19 protein-coding genes are annotated in these 22251 nt (G+C 69.5%); 11 read left to right on the forward strand and 8 right to left on the reverse strand.

Translation table 11 applies throughout. The annotated features are described in order from the left end of the window. Positions 1 to 264: 264 nt before the first annotated feature. Together ACU6XJ_RS17240 and ACU6XJ_RS17245 are read left to right on the forward strand one after the other, a co-directional pair. Positions 265 to 1293 (forward strand): polysaccharide deacetylase family protein, encoded by a 1029-nt coding sequence (locus tag ACU6XJ_RS17240; RefSeq protein WP_476312363.1) that lies wholly within the window; start codon positions 265 to 267, stop codon positions 1291 to 1293. A gap of 37 nt (positions 1294 to 1330) precedes the next feature. Further along, positions 1331 to 1822, forward strand: coding sequence for a hypothetical protein (locus ACU6XJ_RS17245; RefSeq protein ID WP_476312366.1), 492 nt, complete (start codon positions 1331 to 1333; stop codon positions 1820 to 1822). A 3-nt stretch (positions 1823 to 1825) separates the two neighbouring features. Here ACU6XJ_RS17245 and ACU6XJ_RS17250 read toward each other — a convergent pair whose 3' ends face one another. Next, on the reverse strand, positions 1826 to 2959 hold the full coding sequence (locus ACU6XJ_RS17250) for a PQQ-dependent sugar dehydrogenase (protein WP_476312367.1): 1134 nt from the start codon (positions 2957 to 2959) through the stop codon (positions 1826 to 1828). Positions 2960 to 2969: 10 nt separating this feature from the next. After that, positions 2970 to 3905, reverse strand: coding sequence for an alpha/beta fold hydrolase (locus tag ACU6XJ_RS17255; protein WP_476312370.1), 936 nt, complete (start codon positions 3903 to 3905; stop codon positions 2970 to 2972). On the opposite strand from ACU6XJ_RS17255, the gene ACU6XJ_RS17260 reads away from it, so the two are divergent. Together ACU6XJ_RS17260 and ACU6XJ_RS17265 are read left to right on the forward strand one after the other, a co-directional pair. Then, entirely contained in the window at positions 3904 to 4872 is a 969-nt protein-coding gene (locus tag ACU6XJ_RS17260; RefSeq protein WP_476312373.1) for an NAD(P)-dependent oxidoreductase, read from the forward strand. The genes ACU6XJ_RS17255 and ACU6XJ_RS17260 overlap by 2 nt on opposite strands. A 57-nt stretch (positions 4873 to 4929) precedes the next feature. After that, positions 4930 to 5646: a DoxX family protein gene (locus tag ACU6XJ_RS17265; protein WP_476312376.1), complete on the forward strand. Its 717-nt coding sequence runs from the start codon at positions 4930 to 4932 to the stop codon at positions 5644 to 5646. Positions 5647 to 5685: 39 nt separating this feature from the next. Here ACU6XJ_RS17265 and ilvD read toward each other — a convergent pair whose 3' ends face one another. The 3 genes from ilvD to ACU6XJ_RS17280 all read right to left on the reverse strand — a co-directional run bounded on the left by ilvD (position 5686) and on the right by ACU6XJ_RS17280 (position 8651). Beyond that, the gene (ilvD, locus tag ACU6XJ_RS17270; RefSeq protein ID WP_476312379.1) at positions 5686 to 7530 is read right to left on the reverse strand and encodes a dihydroxy-acid dehydratase; all 1845 of its coding nucleotides are present in this window, start codon (positions 7528 to 7530) and stop codon (positions 5686 to 5688) included. Between the two features lie 102 nt (positions 7531 to 7632). Next, the gene (locus ACU6XJ_RS17275) at positions 7633 to 8046 is read right to left on the reverse strand and encodes a PH domain-containing protein (protein ID WP_476312381.1); all 414 of its coding nucleotides are present in this window, start codon (positions 8044 to 8046) and stop codon (positions 7633 to 7635) included. 122 nt (positions 8047 to 8168) lie between these two features. Continuing rightward, complete coding sequence (locus ACU6XJ_RS17280) at positions 8169 to 8651, reverse strand: MarR family winged helix-turn-helix transcriptional regulator (protein WP_476312384.1); 483 nt, start codon at positions 8649 to 8651, stop codon at positions 8169 to 8171. A gap of 541 nt (positions 8652 to 9192) precedes the next feature. Here ACU6XJ_RS17280 and ACU6XJ_RS17285 point away from each other — a divergent pair. The 4 genes from ACU6XJ_RS17285 (at position 9193) to ACU6XJ_RS17300 (ending at position 13077) form a co-directional block, all read left to right on the forward strand. Then, on the forward strand, positions 9193 to 11049 hold the full coding sequence (locus ACU6XJ_RS17285; RefSeq protein WP_476312387.1) for an acetolactate synthase large subunit: 1857 nt from the start codon (positions 9193 to 9195) through the stop codon (positions 11047 to 11049). Further along, positions 11046 to 11552: an acetolactate synthase small subunit gene (ilvN, locus tag ACU6XJ_RS17290; protein WP_476312390.1), complete on the forward strand. Its 507-nt coding sequence runs from the start codon at positions 11046 to 11048 to the stop codon at positions 11550 to 11552. The genes ACU6XJ_RS17285 and ilvN overlap by 4 nt, the downstream gene beginning before the upstream one ends. Before the next feature lie 22 nt (positions 11553 to 11574). Next, positions 11575 to 12588, forward strand: a complete 1014-nt coding sequence (ilvC, locus tag ACU6XJ_RS17295) for a ketol-acid reductoisomerase (RefSeq protein WP_476312393.1) — start codon at positions 11575 to 11577, stop codon at positions 12586 to 12588. A 168-nt stretch (positions 12589 to 12756) separates the two neighbouring features. After that, entirely contained in the window at positions 12757 to 13077 is a 321-nt protein-coding gene (locus tag ACU6XJ_RS17300) for a DUF397 domain-containing protein (protein ID WP_476312395.1), read from the forward strand. A gap of 45 nt (positions 13078 to 13122) precedes the next feature. On the opposite strand, the gene ACU6XJ_RS17305 is transcribed toward ACU6XJ_RS17300, so the two are convergent. Next, positions 13123 to 13620: a DUF6817 domain-containing protein gene (locus ACU6XJ_RS17305; RefSeq protein WP_476312398.1), complete on the reverse strand. Its 498-nt coding sequence runs from the start codon at positions 13618 to 13620 to the stop codon at positions 13123 to 13125. After that, positions 13617 to 14201, reverse strand: coding sequence for a hypothetical protein (locus tag ACU6XJ_RS17310; protein ID WP_476312401.1), 585 nt, complete (start codon positions 14199 to 14201; stop codon positions 13617 to 13619). Before ACU6XJ_RS17310 ends, ACU6XJ_RS17305 begins: the two co-directional genes overlap by 4 nt. Positions 14202 to 14637: 436 nt before the next feature. Here ACU6XJ_RS17310 and serA point away from each other — a divergent pair, with 436 nt between their 5' ends. The 3 genes from serA to ACU6XJ_RS17325 all read left to right on the forward strand — a co-directional run bounded on the left by serA (position 14638) and on the right by ACU6XJ_RS17325 (position 21346). Then, positions 14638 to 16233 carry a phosphoglycerate dehydrogenase gene (serA, locus tag ACU6XJ_RS17315; RefSeq protein WP_476312404.1) on the forward strand — a complete coding sequence of 532 codons (1596 nt, stop codon included), beginning with the start codon at positions 14638 to 14640 and terminating at the stop codon, positions 16231 to 16233. A gap of 279 nt (positions 16234 to 16512) precedes the next feature. Next, the gene (locus ACU6XJ_RS17320; RefSeq protein WP_476312407.1) at positions 16513 to 19893 is read left to right on the forward strand and encodes a S8 family serine peptidase; all 3381 of its coding nucleotides are present in this window, start codon (positions 16513 to 16515) and stop codon (positions 19891 to 19893) included. Positions 19894 to 20281: 388 nt separating this feature from the next. Beyond that, the gene (locus ACU6XJ_RS17325) at positions 20282 to 21346 is read left to right on the forward strand and encodes a 3-isopropylmalate dehydrogenase (RefSeq protein ID WP_476312409.1); all 1065 of its coding nucleotides are present in this window, start codon (positions 20282 to 20284) and stop codon (positions 21344 to 21346) included. A 54-nt stretch (positions 21347 to 21400) separates the two neighbouring features. Here the strand turns inward: ACU6XJ_RS17325 and ACU6XJ_RS17330 are convergent, their stop codons facing one another. Then, positions 21401 to 22069, reverse strand: coding sequence for a hypothetical protein (locus ACU6XJ_RS17330; protein WP_476312412.1), 669 nt, complete (start codon positions 22067 to 22069; stop codon positions 21401 to 21403). Positions 22070 to 22251: the final 182 nt, after the last annotated feature.

Genomic DNA, 22251 nt, shown 5'->3' on the forward strand with positions numbered 1-22251 from the left:
GTGCAGATTCGGTTTCAACAACGAGGAGACGAGCGGGATCGCCAGGATCGCCGCGACCACGAGTCCGGCGAGCAGTATCGGAAGGAGTATCGATCGCCGCTTGTTTCGCTCTTCACTGGCAGCCGGTTCCATGTTTACCTGCCGTTTCGTTGGGAAGCGCTTGCAAGACTTATCGCCGGATCGGATGTTGTCTAACCGGCTTGCGGCGTGCTTACCTCCAATGGGCCGTTTTTCTCCTACCTTCCGGGAATGCCCGAAGCTGCTATGAGACCTCGCCGTGTCCTCGTCGTTTCACTCGCCCTGGTGCTCTCCGCCGTGATGTCCTGCGGCTCGGAGCCCGAACCGCCCGCGGGCGGTGGAGCCGCCGGGTCCGCATCCCCGACCCCACCGTCGACCTCGCCCGCCGCCGACCCCGCGAGCTATGGCGCCAATGAGCTGGGTGCCGTTCCGGTACTCATGTACCACCGAATAGTCGACCAAGTCGCCAGCGTCTACGACCGCACACCGGGTGACTTTCGTATCGAATTGGAACGGCTGGCCGCCGAGGGTTACGTTCCGGTAACGGCCAGGGACTTCGCCACCGGCCGGATGGACGTTCCCGCGGGCAAACACCCGGTCGTGCTGACCTTCGACGACTCGGCGAAGAGCCAGTTCAGCCTGGACCCGAATGGTCAGCCCGCCGCGCAGTCCGCGGTGGGCATCCTGCTCGACGTCGCCAAGAAGCACCCGGGCTTCCGCCCGACCGGCACGTTCTTCGTCAACGCCGACCCCTTCGAGGAGCCGGGCGGGACCAAGCACCTCCAGTGGCTGCTGAAGAACGGTTTCGAGGTCGGCAACCACACCTGGGGGCACGCCAACCTGCGCAACGCCGCTCCCGAGCAGGCGCAGCTTGAACTGGTCAAGATCCAACGCCTCATCCAGCAGGCCGCGCCCGGCACCGAGGTGACCACCCTGGCGCTGCCGTTCGGCATCGCGCCGCGGCAGGCCGACCTCGCCGTGCACGGTTCGGCCGAGGGCGTGGAGTACCGCCACCAGGGGGTGTTCCTGGTCGGGTCCAACCCGGCCCCCTCGTGCTTCGCCACGAACTTCGACCCCAGCCGCATCGCCCGCATCCGCTCCCAGGCCAACGCCGGTCAGGAAGCCCAGTTCGGCTCGGCGCACTGGCTCGACCAACTCGCCAACGGCGCCATCGACCGCTACACCTCCGACGGCGACCCCGAGAAGATCACCTTCCCGGCCAAGGCGGCGGGCAAGCTGGCGCCCGCGCACCAGGCCAAGGCCCGCCAATACTGAGTTCACCCGGTCGTACAGGGCTGAAAGACTTCGGCCCGTGGCGATCACTCGACAGCTTGCCCGCCTCCCACCGCCGATGCTGCACCGGTGTCGGCGGTGGGCGGGTGAGCTGGACAAGCTCTGTTCCTTCCGCCTCGTCCCGGTGTCGGACCACCTGGACCTGGACTGGGCGGAAAGCCCGCTCGTCACCGTCTGTGAGCAGACTCTGCCCGCGGTGAGCCGAGTGGTGCGGCGGGCGATCGAGGGCGACGCGGAGGTCAACTCGGCTTTCCGGGAGTGGCTCACGCTGTTCATCCAGCCGGTCACGGCGCTGGAGGCCCCGGCGGTCGCCGAGATCGCGACCGTCCTCGGTGAGACCGATTTCGAGGCGGCCGTCGCCGCGGGCGTCGGCAGGAACGCCGCCGCAGGCGGCTGCTTGCTCAAACTGGCCCAACCGCGCGGCTACGTGGTCCGGTACTTCACCCTGCTGCGGGACTTCTACGCAGAGGCCGCCGCCCGGGGACTGGCCGTGGCAATGTGGTTGGACTGACCGTCAGTCCTTGGACTGGCCGTTGTTCTGACGGCCGATGATCGCCACCCGGTCATCGCTGGAGACCGGCGTGCCGCCCGCCTTGTTCACCGTGCCGACGAACAGGGCGTTGTTGGCCATCCGCGCGGCCGCGCCGATGCGGCCCCAGGTCTTCTGCTCCGTCATCGACGGCACCCCGTTGACCGACTGGCCGTCCTGACCGAGCGGCACGTTGAGGATCGCCGAACCCTCGGCGGACGCGACCATCACCATGTCGAGGAAGGCCGCGCAGCCGCCGACACCGGGACGGTCCGGCCAGTTCCACACCGGGTTGCCCAGTGGTTTGCCCAGTTGGACGCGGTAGAGCAGGTCGCGGTCGGAGCCGGTGTCGGTGATCCAGATCCCGCCGTTCTCCGGGGTGATGCACACCCCGCCGGGGGAGTGCAGCCCGGCGGCGACCACCCGCGAGTCGGCGTTGGGGTTGTTCTTGGCGGGATTGCCGAAGGTGTCGATGCGCAGCAGCTTGCCCGCGGCGGAGTTCGGGTCGGCGGGCGCCGCGGCGTTGCCGCCGTTGCCGGTGGCGACCAGCAGCGCACCCGTGCTGTCCACCGCGAGCGAACCGCGGTTGCCGGTCGCGCCGCGCGGGATGCCGGTGAGCACCGGCTTGGGCGCGTCGCCCTGCGCGATGCGCACCACGCGGTTGTCGGTCGCGGTGGTGAGGTAGGCGTAGAGCAGGCCGTCCTCGGCGAAGCTGGGAGACAGCGCCAGACCGGTCAGCCCGCCGCCCGCCGCGTCCACCGGCACGGTCGCGACGACAACGGGCTCGCGTTTGGGCGCCACCCGCAAGATCCGGCCGGTGTACCGCTCGGCGGCCAGCGCGGTGCCCGGCTCGGGCAGCGGGGCGATGGCGGAGACCACCGCGAGACAGGTCGCGATCACCCGAGGGTCGAAGTCCTTGCAGCCCTGCGGCGGCGGGATCTTCTCCGGCGGCTGCGCGGGTTCGCCAGGACCGCCCGGGGGGCGCGGGCCTGGTCCGCCCTGCGGGGCCAGCTGAGGCCGCTCCTGCCAGGTGCCCGGATGGGTGTCCGGCAGCTCGGCACAGCCCGCGACCAGCGCGCACAGTGCCACCAGGCAGGCGGTCAGTCGCAGGGTTCCCACCTGACCAAGGCTAGGTCCGCGCCCGTGAACGCGAGGTGAGGGGCTCCGGCAGCGGGTCGGCGTCGGCCAACGCCTGCTCTACCGCCCGCACCCGTTGCAACAGCACCGCGAGCTCCCGCTCGGCCTCCTCCGGTGCCTCCAGCGGGATGAAGTGGCTGGTCGGCAGCATCCGCAGGCGCGCCTGCGGCAGCGCGCCCACCGCCTGCGCGGTGCCGGTGCGGCAGGAGAACAGGTCGTATTCGCCGACCAGCACCGTGATCGGGCAGGTCAGCGTGGACACGTCCTGCCGAGGGGTGGCGCCGAGCGCCAGTGCCAGGGTGAAGTACCAGCTCCAGTCCTGCCGCAGGAACCTTCGCAGCGCGTCGGTCAGCGCCCGCTGCGAGGCGCCGGGCAGCAGTAGGCCGCTGTGCCGCAGCGCCAGCGTGGTCAGGTCGGTGACCGGCAGGCGGTGCAGCACGGCATCCAGCAGCGGCCCGGCCAGCCGCAGCGTCGCGGTGCCGCCGAGTCCGACCAGCCGCCGCAGCGGCGTGGGCAGCGGCAGCGGGTTCGGCCCGCCGAACAGCACCTCGAACGGATCGCCCGGCACACCCGCGATCAGCAGCAGCCCCGATACCCGCTCCGGGTGCAGCCTGGCCAACTCGGTGGCCACCGACACACCCATCGACCAGCCGATCACCACGCACCTGCGCACGCCCGCCTCGTCCAGCACGGCCACCGCGTCGGCGACGTGGTCGGCGAGCCGGATCCGGGACGCATCCGCCGGGCGGTCACTGCCGAAGGTGCCCCTGCTGTACCAGCCGAGCACCCCGGCCTTGGCGGTCAGGGTGGGCCAGAGCTCGGGCACGGCGCCGATCCCGGCGCACAACAGCACGGGCGGGCCACCCGGATCTCCCTGCCACATCCGGACTTTCGTGCCGTCGGCGGAGACCACGTCATGCTCGTGCATGCAGCGGAGTCTGCCGCAACCACGGAACGCGGAGGTAACGTGCGGCCTTGTGAGTGATGTCGTGGTGTTGGTTCCTGATGAAACCGCGGCGGAAATGCTTTCCCCGCTACCGGCTGTGCGCGCCCTGGTGCACCGTCCGGGTCAGCCGCTCGCCCCGGCGGCCGAGGACGCCCAGGTGCTGGTCGCCGAGTTCAAGACCAAGCCCACCGATTACGGCCCCGTGTTGGAACTGCCCAAACTGGGCATGGTCGCGTTGCTGACCGCGGGTGCCGAGGATTGGATCGGCGGGCTGCCCGACGGCGTGCGGCTGGTCAACGCCCGCGGCGCGCACAGCGGCAGCACCGCGGAGTGGGTGCTCGGCGCGCTGCTCAGCGTCTACCGCGAACTGCCCGACTTCGCCGCCGCCCAGCAGCAGCGGCAGTGGGCGTTCCGGCAGACCGACACCCTCCAGGACAAGCGCGTGCTGGTGGTCGGCGCGGGCGATGTCGCCGAGCAGATCCGGCGCAGGCTCGCCGCCTGCGACGCGCACACCACGCTGGTGGCCCGCACCGCCCGGGACGGGGTGCACGGCATCGGCGAACTGCCCGCGCTGCTGCCCCGGCACGATGCGGTCGTGCTCGTGGTGCCTGCGACCTCGCAGACCCGGCACCTGGCCGACGCCGAGTTCCTCGCCGCGATGCCGGACGGTGCGGTGCTGGTCAACGCGGCCCGCGGCCAGGTTGTGCACGGCGACGCGTTGCTCGCCGAACTGCGTTCCGGACGGCTGCGGGCCGCGCTGGACGTCACCGAACCGGAGCCGCTGCCGTCGGACCATCCACTGTGGACCGCGCCGGGCCTGTTGCTGACCCCGCACATCGGCGGCGCCGTCAACGACGCGCGGGAGCGGGCCTACCGGGTCGCCGTCGCACAGATTGACGCATTTGTGAAAGGACGCGTTCCGCCCAACACCGTCAGCGGCGACTACTAGTCTCGATTCCGCCAGTCGAGTCGCTTCACAGCCCAGGATCACCTACCCTGCCACCCCGTGAGCACTCGCGATGACCGCCCGCGCGGCGGGGGTAGCTACTCCGACGATTCCTTCTTCGCCAGCGAGGGTCCCGCCGGGCGGGGTTCCGCGCGGGACGACTCGCCGTTCGACTCGACCGGCTTCAGCGAGTCCGAGCCGGTCGGCCGCACGATGCTCGTCGAACCCGACGACTACGAACTCGCCGAGGAGCGCAGGCGGACGAGTTGGACCGCCAGCGCCGACTTCGGTCTGCTGATCCTGCGGCTGGTGCTCGGCGGCATCTTCATCGCCCACGGCGCGCAGAAACTGTTCGGCATCTTCGGCGGCCCAGGCCCCGATGGCTTCGCGACCTTCCTGGCGAGCCAGGGCTACCGCGAGACCCGAATCCTCTCGCTGGTCACCGGCGCGACCGAACTCGGCGGCGGCGCGCTGCTGGTGCTCGGCCTGTTCACCCCGCTGGCCGCGGCGGGCCTGGTCGGCGTCATGGTCAACGCCCTGCTGCTGAAGTGGGGCCACGGCTTCTTCATCGGGACCGGCGCGGGCTTCGAGTACGACACCGTGCTCGCGGGCCTCGCGGGCGGCCTGCTGTTCACCGGCCCCGGCCGCGTTTCACTGGACAACGGCCGCGCCTGGTACCGCCACCCGTTCGCCACCGGCATCATCTGCCTGGTGATCGCCATCGGCGCCGCCGCGGTGACCTTGTTCGTCTTCCGCTCCACCCAGATCCCGGGCTGAACCGGGCGCCGTCCCGCTGCCGGGACGGCGCCCCGCCCGTCAGCGGTTGTAGTCGCGCACCGCGCCGGTCGAAGCCGAGGTCGCCAGGCGGGCGTAGGCCCGCAGGGCGGCGGTGACCGGGCGCTGCCTGTTCACCGGGTGCCATGGCCGCTCGCTGGCGTCCATCTTGGCGCGCCGCTCGGCGATCACCTCGGCGGGCACCAGCAGTTCCAGCTTGCGCTCCCGCACGTCGATGAGGATCTCGTCGCCGTCCTGCACCAGGCCGATGAGCCCGCCGGAGGCCGCCTCGGGCGAGATGTGCCCGATGGACAGTCCCGATGAGCCGCCGGAGAACCGCCCGTCGGTGATCAACGCGCACTTCTTGCCGAGGCCGGAGCCCTTGAGGAACGCCGTGGGGTGCAGCATCTCCTGCATGCCCGGCCCGCCCGCCGGACCCTCGTAGCGGACGACCAGCACCTCACCGGGTTGGATCTGCTTGGACAGGATGACCGAGACGGCCTCCTCCTGGCTCTCCACCACCCGCGCCGGACCCTGGAAGCGCCACAGGTCCTCGTCGACGCCCGCGGTCTTGATCACGGCGCCTTCCTCGGCGAGGTTGCCGTGCAGCACGGCCAGCCCGCCGTCGGCGGTGTAGGCGTGCTCGAGGTCGCGGATGCAGCCGCCCGCGGCGTCGGTGTCCAAAGAGGACCAGCGGTTGCTGGTGGAGAACGCCTCGGTGGTGCGCACCCCACCGGGTGCCGCGTGGAACAGCTCGATGGCCTCCGCGGTGGCCTTACCACTGCGGATGTCCCAGTCGAGGAGCCACTGCGACAGCGTGGAGCTGTGGATCGAGTGCACGTCGCGGTTGAGCAGCCCCGCCCGGTCGAGCTCACCGAGGATCGCGGGGATGCCACCGGCCCGGTGCACGTCCTCCATGTGGTAGTCGGAGTTCGGGCTGACCTTGGACAGGCAGGCCACCTTGCGGCTGATGGCGTCGATCTCGGCGAGCCCGAAGTCCACCTCGGCCTCGATCGCGGCGGCCAGGATGTGCAGCACGGTGTTGGTCGAGCCGCCCATCGCCACGTCCAGCGCCATCGCGTTCTCGAACGCCTTGTGGGTGGCGATGTTGCGCGGCAGCACCGAGTCGTCGTCCTCGCCGTACCAGCGCCTGCACAGCTCCACCACGATCGACCCGGCGCGCAGGAACAGGTCCTTGCGGGCGGCGTGGGTGGCCAGCGTCGAACCGTTGCCCGGCAGCGAAAGGCCGAGCGCCTCGGTGAGGCAGTTCATCGAGTTCGCGGTGAACATGCCGGAACAGGAGCCGCAGGTCGGGCAGGCCGACTGCTCGACGGCCAGCAGCCCGGCCTCGTCGACGTCCTGGCTGGCGGATGCGGAGATCGCGGTGATCAGGTCGGTGGGGGCCTGCGCGACGCCGTCCACGACGACCGCCTTGCCCGCCTCCATCGGCCCGCCGGAGACGAACACCGTCGGCAGGTTCAGCCGCAGCGCGGCCATCAGCATGCCCGGCGTGATCTTGTCGCAGTTGGAGATGCACACCAGCGCGTCGGCCTGGTGGGCGTTGACCATGTACTCCACCGAATCGGCGATCAGCTCGCGGGAGGGCAGCGAGTACAGCATGCCGCCGTGCCCCATCGCGATGCCGTCGTCCACGGCGATGGTGTGGAACTCGCGTGCGACGCCGCCCGCCTCGCTGACCTCACCGGCGACCAGCTGGCCGAGGTCGCGGAGGTGTACGTGGCCCGGCACGAACTGGGTGTAGGAGTTGGCGATGGCCACGATGGGCTTGCCGAAGTCCGAGTCGGTCATGCCGGTGGCCCGCCACAGGGCGCGGGCGCCTGCTGCGTTTCGGCCGTGGGTGGTGGTGCGGGACCTCAACTGGGGCATCGAGCCCCTCCTGGAGTGCGGGCCGGGCGCGCGATGGCCCGGGCGGTGGAGCTGGCGACACGCCTGGTGGGCGCGTTGATTTCCGTCGCGGTGCCCTTCAGGCTACTCCGCGTCCGTTGCGTCGCGTTGCTCCGTGGCCTCGGCGGTGGGGTCGCTGAGACGTCCGCCACTGCGGGCGGCGAGCAGCGGCAGGTGCCGCGGCCGCACCGCCGACAGCGTGATCTCGCTGTCGTCGACCAGCACCGCCCGCACCTCGCCCTTGGTCGGCAGCCGCAGCGATTTGATCTGCTCCCAGGGCAGCCGCCTGCTGCCCAGCAGCCCGCGCACGGTGATCGCCTCGGCGTCCACGCTGGTCCGAATCCGCAGCACCCACACAGCTAGCACCAGCGGAATCAGGTACACCAGCAGGAACCACGGCGAGGCCACCGCCATCGGCGTCGCACACACCGCGACGAAGAACACCGCCAACAGGCTGACCAAGGGAATCCGGAACACCACGGGACGCGCTTCACTCACACCCCCATCGTCTCCCGCCCGTACGCAGGCCCCGCACCCGGCTCCCCCTCTGGAATTAGTGTCCTAATGCCCGGAGGAACGCCGGCGTGGTTCGGGCATTAGGACACTAATTCCTCCGGGGGTCAGGCGGGGTCGACGTCGCGGAGGCGGCGGAGGACTTTGTCCATGACGGCGCGTTCGGCGTCGTCCAGGTGGTCGGTGAAGAGGCGGTGGACGCCGGGGATGTGCACGTCCAGGGCCTTGCGCAAGGCGTGGTAGCCGTCCTCGGTCATCCGGACGTTGACGATGCGGCGGTCGGCGGGGTTGGAGAAGCGCTCGACCAGCTTCGCGCGCACCATGCGGTCCACGAGCCGGGTGAAGCCGCCCGCGCTGAAGGAGACCTCCGCGGCCAGTTGCGTGGTGGGCAGCGACCAGCCGGGGGTGCGGCCCAGGCGCAGCAGGACCTCGAACCAGGGATGGGCGAGCCCGGCGTCGCGCTGGAGTTCCTCCTGCATGATCCCGTCCAGGTGCGCGTGCGCCTCGACGAACAGGCCCCACAGCGTGATCGTGTCCGGGACCGGGATGGGGTCGCCGCTGGGCACCGATGGAGTGAAATCGTGCGGCACCGCGGTCCAACCTCCCCAACGTGACTGCACCAGGTCAAAGTCGAGACTATGCCAGGTTTGCCCAGGCCGGACGGGATACACCCGGCTGCACGCACCCGATATGTGGATAACACCAGCCCGAGCCGTCGTTACCTCTCCGAAATAATGTCGGGGGAGCAACATCGGGGTCTGCCGAGTCCGGACTCGACTCGCCTCCGCCCGAATCGCGGGAGCCGAGCGCGGGTCGCATTAGCGGTTATCCGCAACTTCACACGGGTCGGCGGACGCCGAATCGTCACCCGGAACGCGTTCTGCCTGCGGTGACCCAGATCGCGGTCCATCATGTGAGACGCACGTCCCGCAGAGTTGACGCATCGGCCGCGAAAGCTCTACCTTCGCACCATGCTGCACATGAACGCTCTTCTTGTAGTAATTCCCTGGCGCGTCGACGCCTAGGAGTTTCTGCACGCGTCGACGCGCCAGCCCTCGTACGACCATCTTGGTCGACGGGGGTTTTTTGTTGCCTGGATCACACCAACATCGACCCCACGAGGCTAGGACGATGACCAGCGCTACCTCCCGCGAGGCACCGATACCCAAACCTCCGCCGGGTCGGGCGGCCGCCCGACCCAAGCCCGGCCCTCCCAAGCCTGCCCAGCAGACCGCTGCGCCGGTACGCGTGACCGGCGCCCAGTCGCTCGTCCGCTCTCTTGAGGCCGTGGGCTGCGAGGTCGTATTCGGCATTCCGGGCGGCGCGATCCTTCCCGCCTATGATCCGCTGCTCGACTCGGTGAAGGTGCGGCACGTCCTGGTCCGGCACGAGCAGGGCGCGGGCCATGCCGCACAGGGCTACGCGCAGGCCACCGGCAAGGTCGGCGTGTGCATGGCGACCTCCGGCCCCGGCGCCACGAACCTGGTCACCCCGATCGCGGACGCGCATATGGACTCGGTGCCGATGGTGGCGATCACCGGCCAGGTGCCGCGGCCCTCGATCGGCACCGACGCCTTCCAGGAAGCCGACATCTGCGGCATCACCATGCCGATCACCAAGCACAACTTCCTGGTCACCGACGCCGCCGAGATCCCGAGCACCATCGCCGAGGCATTCCACATCGCCTCCACCGGCCGCCCAGGACCGGTGCTCGTCGACCTGCCCAAGGACATCCTGCAGGCGATGACCACCTTCTCCTGGCCGCCGGAGACCCGGCTGCCCGGTTACCGGCCGACCACCCGCCCACACGGCAAGCAGGTCAGGGAGGCGGCCCGGCTGATCGCGGGCGCGTCCCGCCCGGTGCTCTACGTCGGCGGCGGCGTGATCAAGGCGCAGGCTTCCGCGCGGCTGCGTGAACTGGCCGAGCTCACCGGCATCCCGGTGGTCACCACGCTGATGGCGCGCGGCGCGTTCCCCGACTCGCACCCGCAGCACCTGGGCATGCCCGGCATGCACGGCACCGTCGCCGCGGTGGCCGCCATGCAGCGCTCCGACCTGCTGATCAACCTCGGCGCTCGCTTCGACGACCGGGTCACCGGCCAGCTCTCCTCGTTCGCTCCGGATGCCGCCGTGGTGCATGCCGACATCGACCCCGCGGAGATCTCCAAGAACCGCAGGGCCGACGTGCCGATCGTGGGCGACTGCAACGAGGTCATCGGCGAGCTCATCGACGTGCTGCGCACCGAGTACGCCGAGCACGGCAAGCCGGACCTGACCGCGTGGTGGGCGCAGTGCGAGGGCTGGCGGGAGACCTTCCCGCTGGGCTACGACTGGCCCGCGGACGGCTCGCTGTCCCCGCAGTACGTGATCGAGCGCATCGGCAAGCTGGTCGGCTCCGACGCCGTCTACACCGCGGGCGTCGGCCAGCACCAGATGTGGGCCGCGCAGTTCGTCGGCTACGAGAACCCGCGCACCTGGATCAACTCCGGTGGCCTGGGCACCATGGGTTTCGCGGTGCCCGCCGCGATGGGCGCCAAGCTCGGCACGCCCGACAAGCAGGTGTGGGCCATCGACGGCGACGGCTGCTTCCAGATGACCAACCAGGAACTCGCCACCTGCGCGATCGAGAACATCCCGATCAAGGTCGCGGTGATCAACAACGGCAACCTGGGCATGGTCCGGCAGTGGCAGACGCTGTTCTACGAGGAGCGCTACTCCAACACCGACCTCGGCACCCACAAGCACCGCATCCCCGACTTCGTGCTGCTCGGCGAGGCCATGGGCTGCGCGGGCCTGCGGGCGGAGACCAAGGACGAGGTGGACAAGGTGATCCAGCAGGCCCTGGAGATCAACGACCGCCCGGTCGTGATCGACTTCGTGGTCGGCAAGGACGCCCAGGTGTGGCCGATGGTCGCCGCGGGCACCGGCAACGACCAGATCATGGCGGCGCGTGGGATTCGGCCGCTGTTCGAAGAGGACGCCGAATGAGCAGACACACCCTCAGCGTGCTGGTCGAGAACAAGCCCGGCGTGCTCGCCCGTGTCGCGGGACTCTTCTCCCGGCGCGGCTTCAACATCGAGTCCCTCGCCGTCGGTCCGACCGAGCACCCGGAGATCTCCCGGATGACCATCGTGGTCTCCGTCGACGAGCTTCCGCTCGAGCAGGTCACCAAGCAGCTCAACAAGCTGATCAACGTCATCAAGATCGTCGAGCTTGAGCAGCCCGTCTCGGTGCAGCGGGAGCTTCTGCTGGTCAAGGTGCGTGCCGATGCCACCGTGCGCACGCAGGTGCTGGAAACTGTGCAGCTGTTCCGGGCCAAGGTCGTCGATGTCTCCCCGGAGGCGCTGACCATCGAGGCCACCGGCAACACGGACAAGCTAGAGGCGCTGCTGCGCATGCTGGAGCCCTATGGCATCAGGGAAATGGTTCAGTCGGGAATGGTCGCCATCGGACGGGGTGCCCGCTCCATCACGGCTGCCACGGTTCGCTAGTTACTAAGGAGAAGGGTCGACAGTGACCACCGAGATCTTCTACGAGGACGACGCCGACCTGGGCATCATCCAGGGACGCAAGGTCGCCGTGATCGGCTACGGCAGCCAGGGCCACGCACACGCGCTGAGCCTGCGCGACTCCGGCGTGGACGTCCGCGTCGGCCTGCCGGAAGGCTCCAAGTCCCGGCCCAAGGCCGAGGAGCAGGGCCTGCGCGTCGTCACGCCCGCCGAGGCGGCGGCCGAGGCGGACCTGATCATGATCCTGGCGCCGGACACCAAGCAGCGCGCGATCTACGCCAATGACATCGCGCCGAACCTCAAGCCCGGTGACGCGCTGTTCTTCGGTCACGGCTTCAACATCCGCTACGGCCTCATCAGCGCACCGTCCGATGTGGACGTCGCCATGGTCGCGCCCAAGGGCCCCGGCCACCTGGTGCGCCGCCAGTTCGTCGACGGCAAGGGCGTGCCCTGCCTGATCGCGGTCGAGCAGGACGCCTCCGGAAACGCCACCGCGCTCGCGCTGTCCTACGCCGCGGGCATCGGCGGCGCCCGCGCGGGCGTCATCAAGACCACGTTCAAGGAGGAGACCGAGACCGACCTGTTCGGTGAGCAGGCCGTGCTCTGCGGTGGTGCCTCCGCGCTGGTGCAGACCGGTTTCGAGGTGCTCACCGAGGCGGGCTACGCCCCCGAGGTCGCCTACTTCGAGTGCCTGCACGAGCTCAAGCTGATCGTCGACCTCATGTACGAGGGCGGCATCGCGCGCATGCGGTACTCCGTCTCCGACACCGCCGAGTACGGCGATGTCACCCGCGGCCCGCGCGTGATCACGCCCGCGGTCAAGGAGGAGATGCGCAAGATCCTGGCCGAGATCCAGGACGGCACTTTCGCCCGCGAGTGGGTCGCCGAGGACGAGGCGGGCCGCCCGAACTTCGGCAAGCTCCAGCGGGAGGGCGAGACCCACCCCATCGAGGAGACCGGTGCCAAGCTCCGCTCCCTGATGTCCTGGGTGGACCGCCCCCTCGACGAAACGGCCTGACGCCCGGCACGCCGGGCACGCGGTCCCGCCATGGCGCGACCGCGTGCCCGGCAACGCCTGGAGTGTCGTTGATGCACGTCGCAACTATTTGTGTACGCAGATAGCGAAACGCTGTCGGTGGCCGTCCGCCGCTACCCGATCAAGATCATTCAGTAGTAGCGTGAGCATATGAGCCAGGAAAGCGTGCCCGTTTACGACGACAAGGCGGGTATCAGGGAAACGCTGGACTTCTCCGACGCGAATTGGCTGCGCAGCAGCGATGCGGAGGACGACGATCCGGAAACCGAGCACGTAGAGATCGCCTTCGTGAAGAACGAGAAGGGCGACGAATACATCGGTATGCGCAACTCGGCTCAGCCCGACGGTCCCATTCTGGTCTTCACCCCTGCTGAATGGGACGCCTTCATCGAAGGCGCCAAGGACGGCGAGTTCGACGAACCCTGGGACGACGAGCCGGAACCACAGAACGGCGTACTCGACCAGACCTGATGCCCCAGCCGGAGTGCCTGGACCCGGCGGCGGACACGGTCGGGTTCAGGCCAGCTCCGACAGGGCGCGCCCCGCGCCCTCGCTCGCCAGCGGTCGCCAGCGCTCCAACAGCCGCCGCAGCGAATCCCCGTGCTCGGCCCGAAGCTCCGGGCTGTGCGCGAGCACGTCAAGCTCGTTGGCGAAGGTGAGCTCCACCAGATCCCGCCGCTGTGCGTCCTCGAGCTCGCTGACCTCGCCGGTGAACCGGTCCCTGAGCTGCGCGAAGTCGGTCGGATAGCTGAACGACCGGTCGCAGCTTCCGTACCGGTACACGATCGCCTCGGCCTCCGCGCCGATCAGCTCCACCAGCACCGGACGCTCGTCCAGCTCCAGCAGGCTCAGCCCGAAACCGTCGGTGCCGTAGGCGGCGTGGCACATCCCGGCCAGCGCGAGTTCGTCGCGGGCACCCCACTCCCGCAGCGCCCGCGCGGTGCGCTTGAGGTGCGTCAGCAGCGTGCCGCCGGGGTGCGGGACGTCCCGGGTCCGCTCGACCAGCCAGCTCACCCCGGCTGGTGTCCCTGCGCACGCGACTCCGCGTGCCTGGCCGCGATCCACTGCTTGGCGGCGGGCAGCGAGATCAGCACCAGGATCGCGATCATCGAGCCCAGCGTGAGCACCCAGGTGACGATCGTCGCCGAGTTTGGCCGGTCCCCGCCCAGCGTGCGCGCCAGCGCCAAACCGATGATCACCAGACCGGCGAGCACCGCGATCTGCATGGCCACCGGGCTGGGGAAGTGCTTGTGGTTGAGTTTGCGCACGCCCAGCGCCAGCAGCACCGAGTACCCGATGACCAGCACCGAGAGCACCACGCCCAGCGCGGTCCCGTTCGGACCGGCCTCGCTGATCAACGCGAAGAAGCCGATGGCCAGCATCGCCAGGCACAGCACCGCGCCGAGCACGCTCACCACGGTCAGCCCGACCGGCCGCGCCCGCGTCGCCGGGCCTGCCTGCTCGCCCATGGGGCGGAACGATCCGTAGTACTGGCCCTGCGCCGGGTAGGCGCCGCTCGGCTCACCTGCGACCGGGTACGGACCGCTGGGCACGTCATAGGGGCCGCTCGGCACGTTGTACGGCCCACTGGGCACGTTGTAAGGCCCGCTCGGAACCTGGTGCGGTCCGCTCGGAACGTTGTAGGGCCCACTGGGCACGTTGTAGGGACCGCTCGGAACCTGGTGCGGCCCACTGGGCACGTTGTACGGGCCGCTGGGCACGTGGTGGCCCCCGCTCGGCTCGTGTCCTAAGGGGTTCGGCTCGTGTCCACGATCAGCCGAGTCCCCCTGCTGCGGTGGTTGTGTCACAAGGCATCCCTGCACTCACGATCGATTCGACAACGATCACCGTACTGGGTGCTCCAACTAGCCCGAATGGCGCTCGGACGTGAAGGGCACTTCACAACGCAATCCGGACACTGTGAGCTGAAGCGCTACCGGAACCACCTGCGGCGGTGCTCGCTAGACTGCGGTTGGTCCGGGCCCAGAGTTGTGCCCACGCGTTCACACTCACTTAACCGGAGCATGCCCCGTGACCCAGACTTCTCGTCCCGTCGTCCTCATCGCCGAGAAGCTTGCCCCCTCCGTGCTCGACGTCCTCGGGAACTCCGTGGAGATCCGCAACGTCGACGGCACGGACCGGCCCGCACTCCTCGCCGCGGTCTCCGACGCGGACGCGCTGCTGGTCCGCTCCGCGACCAAGGTGGACGCCGAGGTGCTGGAGGCGGCCAAGCAGCTCAAGGTGGTCGCCCGCGCCGGGGTCGGTCTGGACAACGTCGAGGTCCCGCCCGCCACCGAGCGCGGCGTGCTCGTGGTGAACGCGCCGACCTCCAACATCGTCTCCGCCGCCGAGCACGCCGTCGCGCTGCTGCTCGCGGTGGCCCGCCGGGTGCCCGCCGCCAACGCCAGCCTCCAGAACGGCGAGTGGAAGCGCAGCTCCTACTCCGGCGTCGAGCTCAACGGCAAGACCGTCGGCGTGGTGGGGCTCGGCAAGATCGGCCAGTTGTTCGCCCAGCGCGTCGCGGCCTTCGGCACCAAGCTGCTGGCCTACGACCCCTACGTCTCGCCCGCCCGCGCCGGTCAGCTCGGTATCGAACTGGTCAGCTTGGAGGAGCTGCTGGAGCGCTCCGACGCGATCTCCATCCACCTGCCCAAGACCCCGGAGACCGCCGGTCTCATCGGCGCCGACCAGCTGGCCAAGGCCAAGCCGGGGCTGATCGTCATCAACGCCGCCCGCGGTGGGCTGGTGGACGAGCAGGCGCTGGCCGACGCCCTCCAGAGTGGACGGCTCGGCGGTGCCGGTGTGGACGTCTTCGCCAAGGAGCCGTGCACCGAGAGCCCGCTGTTCGGACTGCCCAACGTGGTCGTCACCCCGCACCTCGGGGCGTCCACAAAGGAGGCTCAGGACCGGGCGGGCACCGATGTGGCGCGTTCGGTGCTGCTCGCGCTGGCCGGTGACTTCGTGCCGGACGCGGTCAACGTCGAAGGCGGCGGTGTCGGCGAGGAGGTCCGCCCGTACCTGCCGCTGGCCCAGAAGCTGGGCACCGTGGTCTCCACGCTGGCGGGCAAGGCGCCGCAGAGCGTCAAGGTCACCGTCCGCGGCGAACTGTCCACCGAGGACACCTCGGCACTGCCGCTTGCCGCGCTGCGCGGGATTTTCGCGGGCGTGGTCAACGGCCAGGTCACCTTCGTCAACGTCCGCCGCATCGCCACCGAGCGCGGGGTGGACGTCGCGCTGGAGACCGAGCCGCAGAGCCCGCACTTCCGCAGCCTGGTCACGGTCAAGGCCGTGCTGCCCGACGGCACCGCGCTGTCGGTGTCCGGCTCGCTCACCGGTCCGAGCCAGGTGGAGAAGCTGGTGGAGATCAACGGCAGGCACTTCGACCTGCGCGCCGAGGGCAACATCCTGATCCTGGAGTACCCGGACCGTCCCGGCGTGATGGGCACCGTCGGCACGCTGCTTGGCGAGGCCGGGGTCAACGTGGAGGCCGCGCAGATCAGCCAGACCACCGACGGCACCGACGCGATCATGCTGCTGCGGGTCGGTCGCCAGGTCGAGGGCGGCGTGCTGGAGGCCATCGGCGCCTCCGTCGGCGCTCGACTGGTGAGCGCCGTCGACTTCAGCTGACCCCCGGAATTCGGTGAATATCGCGCACCTGCGCAAAAACGTAACAAGGTTGCTCCGAGCGCATGACGACCTGAACATCGTCACTCCAATGGAGTAATCGGACGTCCGTTTTCGCGGGTTAGATTCCGCTCTGCGAGATCGGACCAGGTGCCGCGAGGGCATGGCACCACGCCAGGGGACACACCACAGGCTGACCGCCGCGATCACGGTAATCACGACGTCGCGGCGGTTAAAAGGGCGCATGGCAGGGTCGGAGACGATCTCGGGTTAGGTCCGAAAGTGAGTCGATCCCGTGTGCAGGGCTCGACTGGGCGGTTCGCCGCCCGGTCGGCCACCGCGGTGCTCGCCGCGATCCTGGTGACCGGTCTGACCGGTCTCAGCCCGGCGGGTGCCCAGGGAGACAGACCGGCGCCATCGGTGCCGCCGTCGAAGTCCAAGCTGGACCCGGCGAACCTCCAGCCGAAGGTGGAGCCGCGCATCGCGGCCGCCGAAGGCAAGATCACCGCCTTCATCGAGCTTGCCGAGAAGCCCGCCGCCGACGCCTACGCCGAGGCCAAGAACGCGGGCAAGGGCAACGAGGCGGCCAAGCAGGCGGCCAACCGGGCCAAGCAGGAGGCCAGGCAGACCGCCGACGAGGTCGCGGGCGAGCTCAAGGCCAAGGACGGCAGCACCCAGGTGGTGTCCAGGACAGCCAACGCCGTCCCCGCGCTGACGGTCAATGCCGACGCCGCGAAGATCCGCGAATTGGCCTCGAACCCCGAGGTCAAGTCCATCCGGCCGGTGATCCCCAAGGAGCGCACCAACTCCAACGCCGACCAGCTCACCAGGGCGCTGGCGTCCTGGCAGCAGACCGGCAAGCTGGGCGACGGCATCCGGATGGGCATCATCGACGACGGTGTGGACTACACCCACGCCACCTTCGGCGGTCCCGGCACCGAGGACGCCTACAAGGCCATTGACCGCACCAAGGTCGACCCGAGCTACTTCCCGACCGAGAAGGTCGTCGGCGGCATCGACCTGGCAGGCGACGACTACGACGCCAGCGGCCGCTCCGGCGAGGCGGCGATGACGCCCAAGCCGGACCAGAACCCGATCTCCTGCGGCACCCACGGCTCGCACGTGGCGGGCACCGCCGCCGGTTTCGGCGTCAACGCCGACGGCAGCACCTTCACCGGCGACTACACCAAGCTCACCGGCGAGGCGCTCAACGCGATGCGCATCGGCCCCGGCACCGCGCCGAAGGCCGTGCTGTACTCGATCAAGGTGTTTGGCTGCAAGGGTTCCACCGACCTGACGCACCTCGCGCTGGACTGGGCACTGGACCCCGACGGCGACGGTGACTACTCCGACCGCCTCGACGTGGTGAACCTGTCGCTCGGCTCCGACTACGGCGCCCCGGACGACCCCGACTCGCTGTTCGTCCGCAAGCTCACCCAGCACGGTGTGCTGCCGGTGATCTCCGCGGGCAACGGCGGCGACCTCTACGACGTCGGCGGCTCCCCGGGCAACACGCCCGAGGCGCTGACGGTGGCCAGCTCACGCGACTCCTTCGTGCTGCGTGACGGCGCGGAGGTCACCGCCCCCGGCGACGTGGCAGGCACCAAGCCGGGCCAGTACAGCCAGGACTACACCGGCTTCGGCACGCTCAACCTGACCGGCCCGGTGGTGAAGTTGACCGACGCCGCCAACAAGGACGGCTGCGTGGCCTTCTCCGAGGCCGACAAGGCCGTGGTGAAGGGCAAGATCGCCTGGCTGGAGTGGGACGACAACGACGCCACCCGCCGCTGCGGCTCCGCGGGCAGGTCCAACAACGCCCAGGCCGCGGGCGCGGTCGGCGCGGTGTTCTCTTCGGCACTGGAGAACTTCAACGCCGGTATCGCGGGCAACGCGGGTCTACCGGTGTTCCAGTTCACCGGCAGCGCCAGCAAGGCACTGCGCCCCGCGCTGGACGCGGGCACCCTGCAGGTGCGGCTGGCGGGCCCGCTGCGTGCCTCGGTCAAGACCTACGTGCAGGAACTGACCGACACGCCGTCCACGTTCACCTCCCGCTCTTCGCGAGGCCCGGCCGCCAAGCCGGACATCGCCGCCCCCGGTGACACCATGGCCTCGGCCCTGTCCGGCAGCGGGAACAAGACGCTGGTGATCAGCGGCACCTCGATGGCTGCCCCGCACACCTCGGGCATCGCCGCGCTGGTCCGCCAGGCGCACCCGGACTGGTCGCCGGAGGAGGTCAAGGCCGCGGTCATGAACACCGCGGGCGCCGACATCCGCACCGGCCCCAACGGCACCGCCTACGGCCCGAACCGGGTCGGCGCGGGTCGCATCGACGCCAAGGCCGCGCTGGACAACCAGGTGCTGGCCATGGTCGAGGACAACCCCGGGGCCGTGAGCGCGAGCTTCGGCGTCGTCGAGGTCAGCGGCCCGACCACGCTCAGCAAGACGATCAAGGTGGTGAACAAGGGCACCAAGGCCGCCGAGTACAAGATCAGCGGCATCGAAGCCACCAAGATCCCGGGTGTGACCTGGGAGGCGAGCACCGACAAGGTCAAGCTCAGCCCGCGCGGCACCGCGAAGTTCAAGGTCACGCTGAAGATCATTGACCCGAAGGCGCTGCGCAAGACCCTCGACCCGACCATGCAGGCCGACCAGCTTGGCGTGGCCCGGCAGTTCCTCGCCGACTCCTCCGGCTGGATCGTGCTCACGCCCACCAAGGGCGCGACGATCCCGCTGCGTATACCCGGCTACGCCGCGCCCAAGCCGGTCGCGGACATCGCCGCTGCCGACCGGGCACGGTTCTTCGGCGGCGACCAGACGGTGCTGAACCTGTCCGGCCGCGGCGTCGACCAGGGCACCGGCCGGGAGGCCTACCGCTCGCTGGTCAGCGTCTTCCAGTTGCAGGGCAGCAGCCCGCAGCAGGAAGAGTGCCGGGACAACCGCAAGGACGACTGCTCGGTCAACGACACCGCCAAGGGCGGCGACCTGCGTTACGTCGGCGCGGCCTCCACGGCCCCGCTGGCCAAACAGCAGGGCAAGCCCGAGGAGTCGGTGGTCGCCTTCGGCATCTCCACCTGGGGCGACTGGTACAACCTTGGCAAGAACACGGTGCCGTTCGTGGACATCGACACCACGGGCGACGGCAAGCCGGACTTCGAGACCTACGCGACCAGGCTGACCGGCACCGACGTGCTGGTGGCCAACACCGTGGATCTCCGCCAGCCGCTGCCGACCGGAGGGTTCAAGTCGGTGGACCTCCAGCCGATCAACGGCCAGTTCGGCGAGGTGGACACCAACACCTTCGACACCAATGTGGCCGCCCTGCCGGTCTCGCTGGCCAAGCTGGGCATCGACGCGACCAAGGACAGCGCGAAGATCACCTACACCGCGGGCGTCGCGGGCTACTACGTTGCCCCCGGCGACAAGGACAAGCTCATCGACCACATCGGCACGCCGATGACCTTCGATGTGCTGGCCCCCGAGCTGTGGGTGCAGGGCGGCGGCGATCCCGCGCTGAGCTACCTGGCGCGGCCCGGCACGGCGCTGGTGGTCAACCGCACCGGCACCGCGGGCGCGGAGTTGCTGGTGTTCAACCACCACAACGTCCGCAATGACCGGGTGCAGGCCGTGAAGGTCTCGCACGGCGGACGGCAGCACCGGCCGTAAGTCACCCCCGCAACACCCGGTGCCCGGGCCGCCTCGAGGTGGTCCGGGCACCGGGGTGTCGGGCCCGACACCCCGTTCGGGTTAACGTCGATATTGGACCGAGCGGGTTGCATACCCGACATTCGCAGTGCGTGATGACACCCTGGTTTGGTACATATGGAGCGCGCCAACGCAAGGACGCCAATCGGGTGCCAACCACCCAGCGGAGCGGCAGCGGCCTGGCCGGCGCGACCCGATCGTGGAGCGCCGTCACCCGAACGAGTGTCCCGCAGAACGGGATAGATCAGCTTTCGCGCGTGTTTGGTATGCGGATCGGTGCCGGTTTGCCGGTAGCCTTCGCGCAGCGGATGGTCCCGAGAATTGGGACCAGTACCCGGGAGGTGTATAGATGCGGCTCGCGGTGATCCCAGGAGACGGGATCGGGCCCGAGGTCATAGCCGAGGCACTCAAAGTACTCGGTGAGGTGATGCCCGACGCGGAGATCACCCGGTACGACCTTGGTGCGGCGCGCTGGCACTCCACCGGGGAACTGTTGCCCGAGTCGGTGCTGGGCGAACTACGTCAACACGACGCGATCCTGCTCGGCGCGGTCGGCGACCCCTCGGTGCCCAGCGGCATCCTGGAGCGCGGTTTGCTGCTGCGCCTGCGGTTCGAACTGGACCACCACGTCAACCTGCGTCCGGCGAAGCTGTACCCCGGCGTGCGCAGCCCGATCGAGAACCCGCCGGAGATCGACCTGATCGTGGTCCGCGAGGGCACCGAGGGTCTCTACGCGGGCAACGGTGGCCTGCTCCGCAAGGACACGCCGCACGAGATCGCCACCGAGGTCAGCATCAACACGGCCTTCGGCATCGAGCGCGTGGTGCGGGACGCCTTCACCAGGGCGGCCAACCGCCCGCGCAAACACCTGACGCTGCTGCACAAGACCAACGTGCTCGTGCACGCCGGTTCGCTGTGGTCACGGGTGGTGGAGGAGGTCTCGCTCCAGCACCCGGACGTGACCGTGGCCTACCAGCACGTGGACGCGGCCACCATTCATATGGTGACCGACCCGGCCCGCTACGACGTGATCGTCACCGACAACCTGTTCGGCGACATCATCACCGACCTCGCGGCCGCGGTGACCGGCGGAATCGGACTGGCGGCGAGCGGCAACCTGGACGTCACCCGGCGCAACCCGAGCATGTTCGAGCCGGTGCACGGCAGCGCGCCCGACATCGCGGGCCAGGGCATCGCCGACCCGACGGCGGCGGTGCTGTCCATCGCGCTGATGCTGGACCACCTCGGCGAGCAGGAAGCCGCCCGCCGCATCGAGGCCAGCGTCGCGTTTGATCTGGCCACGAGGGACGCAGCCACTCCCGGCGCCACCTACGCCATCGGCGACCGCCTCGCGGCACTGGTGTCGTCCAACGTCCGCCCGGCAGCGGCCAGCCAGAGCAGCAACTACATGTGATCGCCCCGGTTTCGGCGGTACCCCCCGGTACCGCCGAAACCGGCGCCGACCAGGTCAGGATGTGACGATCTTGACCGCTGTCCTGCCCAGCTGCCGGTAGACGTCATCCCACAGATTGCCCCGAATCGCCTTGGCGGCGTTCATCACCTCGTTCGAGGCCTCCGCCGCATCCCGGGTGACCCGCTGTCCCTCGAAAGTCCGCGCTTGGTCGATGAGCGGCTTGCAGGCGAAGCCCTCGGCGACCAAGGCGTCGAGCGTGCTCCGGAACGAGGACGCCTGAGGCGGCGCTTGCAGCTGTTGTCGCAGCGTCTGTGAGGCCTGGACGCAAGCCTTCACACTGCCTGCGAAGCCTTGCGCCCGCGTCTGCATCCTGCTTTGCACATAGGAGGCGACCGACTTGCCGACGAGCGCTTTCAGCGTGACCGCTCCCGCGATGCTGACCCACACGTCGACGCTGGTCGAGAGGTTGAACGAGCGCACGGCGGCGACGGCTCCCGGCGCGAGGTAGAGGCCCCGATCGGGAGCGATCTCGCCCGTGACGATCTCCCGCACCGTCTGCCCCGGCAGATCGCGCGGGCTTTCCGGGATGCCCTTCAGGCTGAGAAAGACCTCGGGACCCGCGGGTCGCAGGTAAAGAACGCCTTCCGTGCTGTTGGCGACCTCGAGGTAGGTGTTGTTGCTGTTGCCGCAGGCGGTGTAGGTGTGCAGCCAACCGGCGGACACCGGGAGGTCCCGAGTGCAGGCCGCCGCGGGAGGCGTTCCGGTTGACCTCCCTGGTCCCGGGGTGTCGTGATCGCACCCGACCAGAGTGAGAAGCAGGCAGCTCAGCAGTCCCGCGGTGATTCGATGGTTCATGGCGCGCCTCCGGATGCCGGGCATCCTCGTTGTGGCTGCGCCCGGAAGGC

The sequence above is a fragment of the Actinorectispora metalli genome, from assembly GCF_056323685.1.

Excerpts from the sequence above, each read along its gene's own strand:
- ACU6XJ_RS17300 (WP_476312395.1), top strand. The coding sequence starts at position 12,757 with ATGAGCCAGGAAAGCGTGCCCGTTTACGACGACAAGGCGGGTATCAGG.
- ilvD (WP_476312379.1), bottom strand. The coding sequence starts at position 7,530 with ATGCCCCAGTTGAGGTCCCGCACCACCACCCACGGCCGAAACGCAGCA.
- ACU6XJ_RS17240 (WP_476312363.1), top strand. The coding sequence starts at position 265 with ATGAGACCTCGCCGTGTCCTCGTCGTTTCACTCGCCCTGGTGCTCTCC.
- ACU6XJ_RS17255 (WP_476312370.1), bottom strand. The coding sequence starts at position 3,905 with ATGCACGAGCATGACGTGGTCTCCGCCGACGGCACGAAAGTCCGGATG.
- ACU6XJ_RS17260 (WP_476312373.1), top strand. The coding sequence starts at position 3,904 with ATGCAGCGGAGTCTGCCGCAACCACGGAACGCGGAGGTAACGTGCGGC.
- ilvN (WP_476312390.1), top strand. The coding sequence starts at position 11,046 with ATGAGCAGACACACCCTCAGCGTGCTGGTCGAGAACAAGCCCGGCGTG.
- ACU6XJ_RS17325 (WP_476312409.1), top strand. The coding sequence starts at position 20,282 with ATGCGGCTCGCGGTGATCCCAGGAGACGGGATCGGGCCCGAGGTCATA.
- ACU6XJ_RS17285 (WP_476312387.1), top strand. The coding sequence starts at position 9,193 with ATGACCAGCGCTACCTCCCGCGAGGCACCGATACCCAAACCTCCGCCG.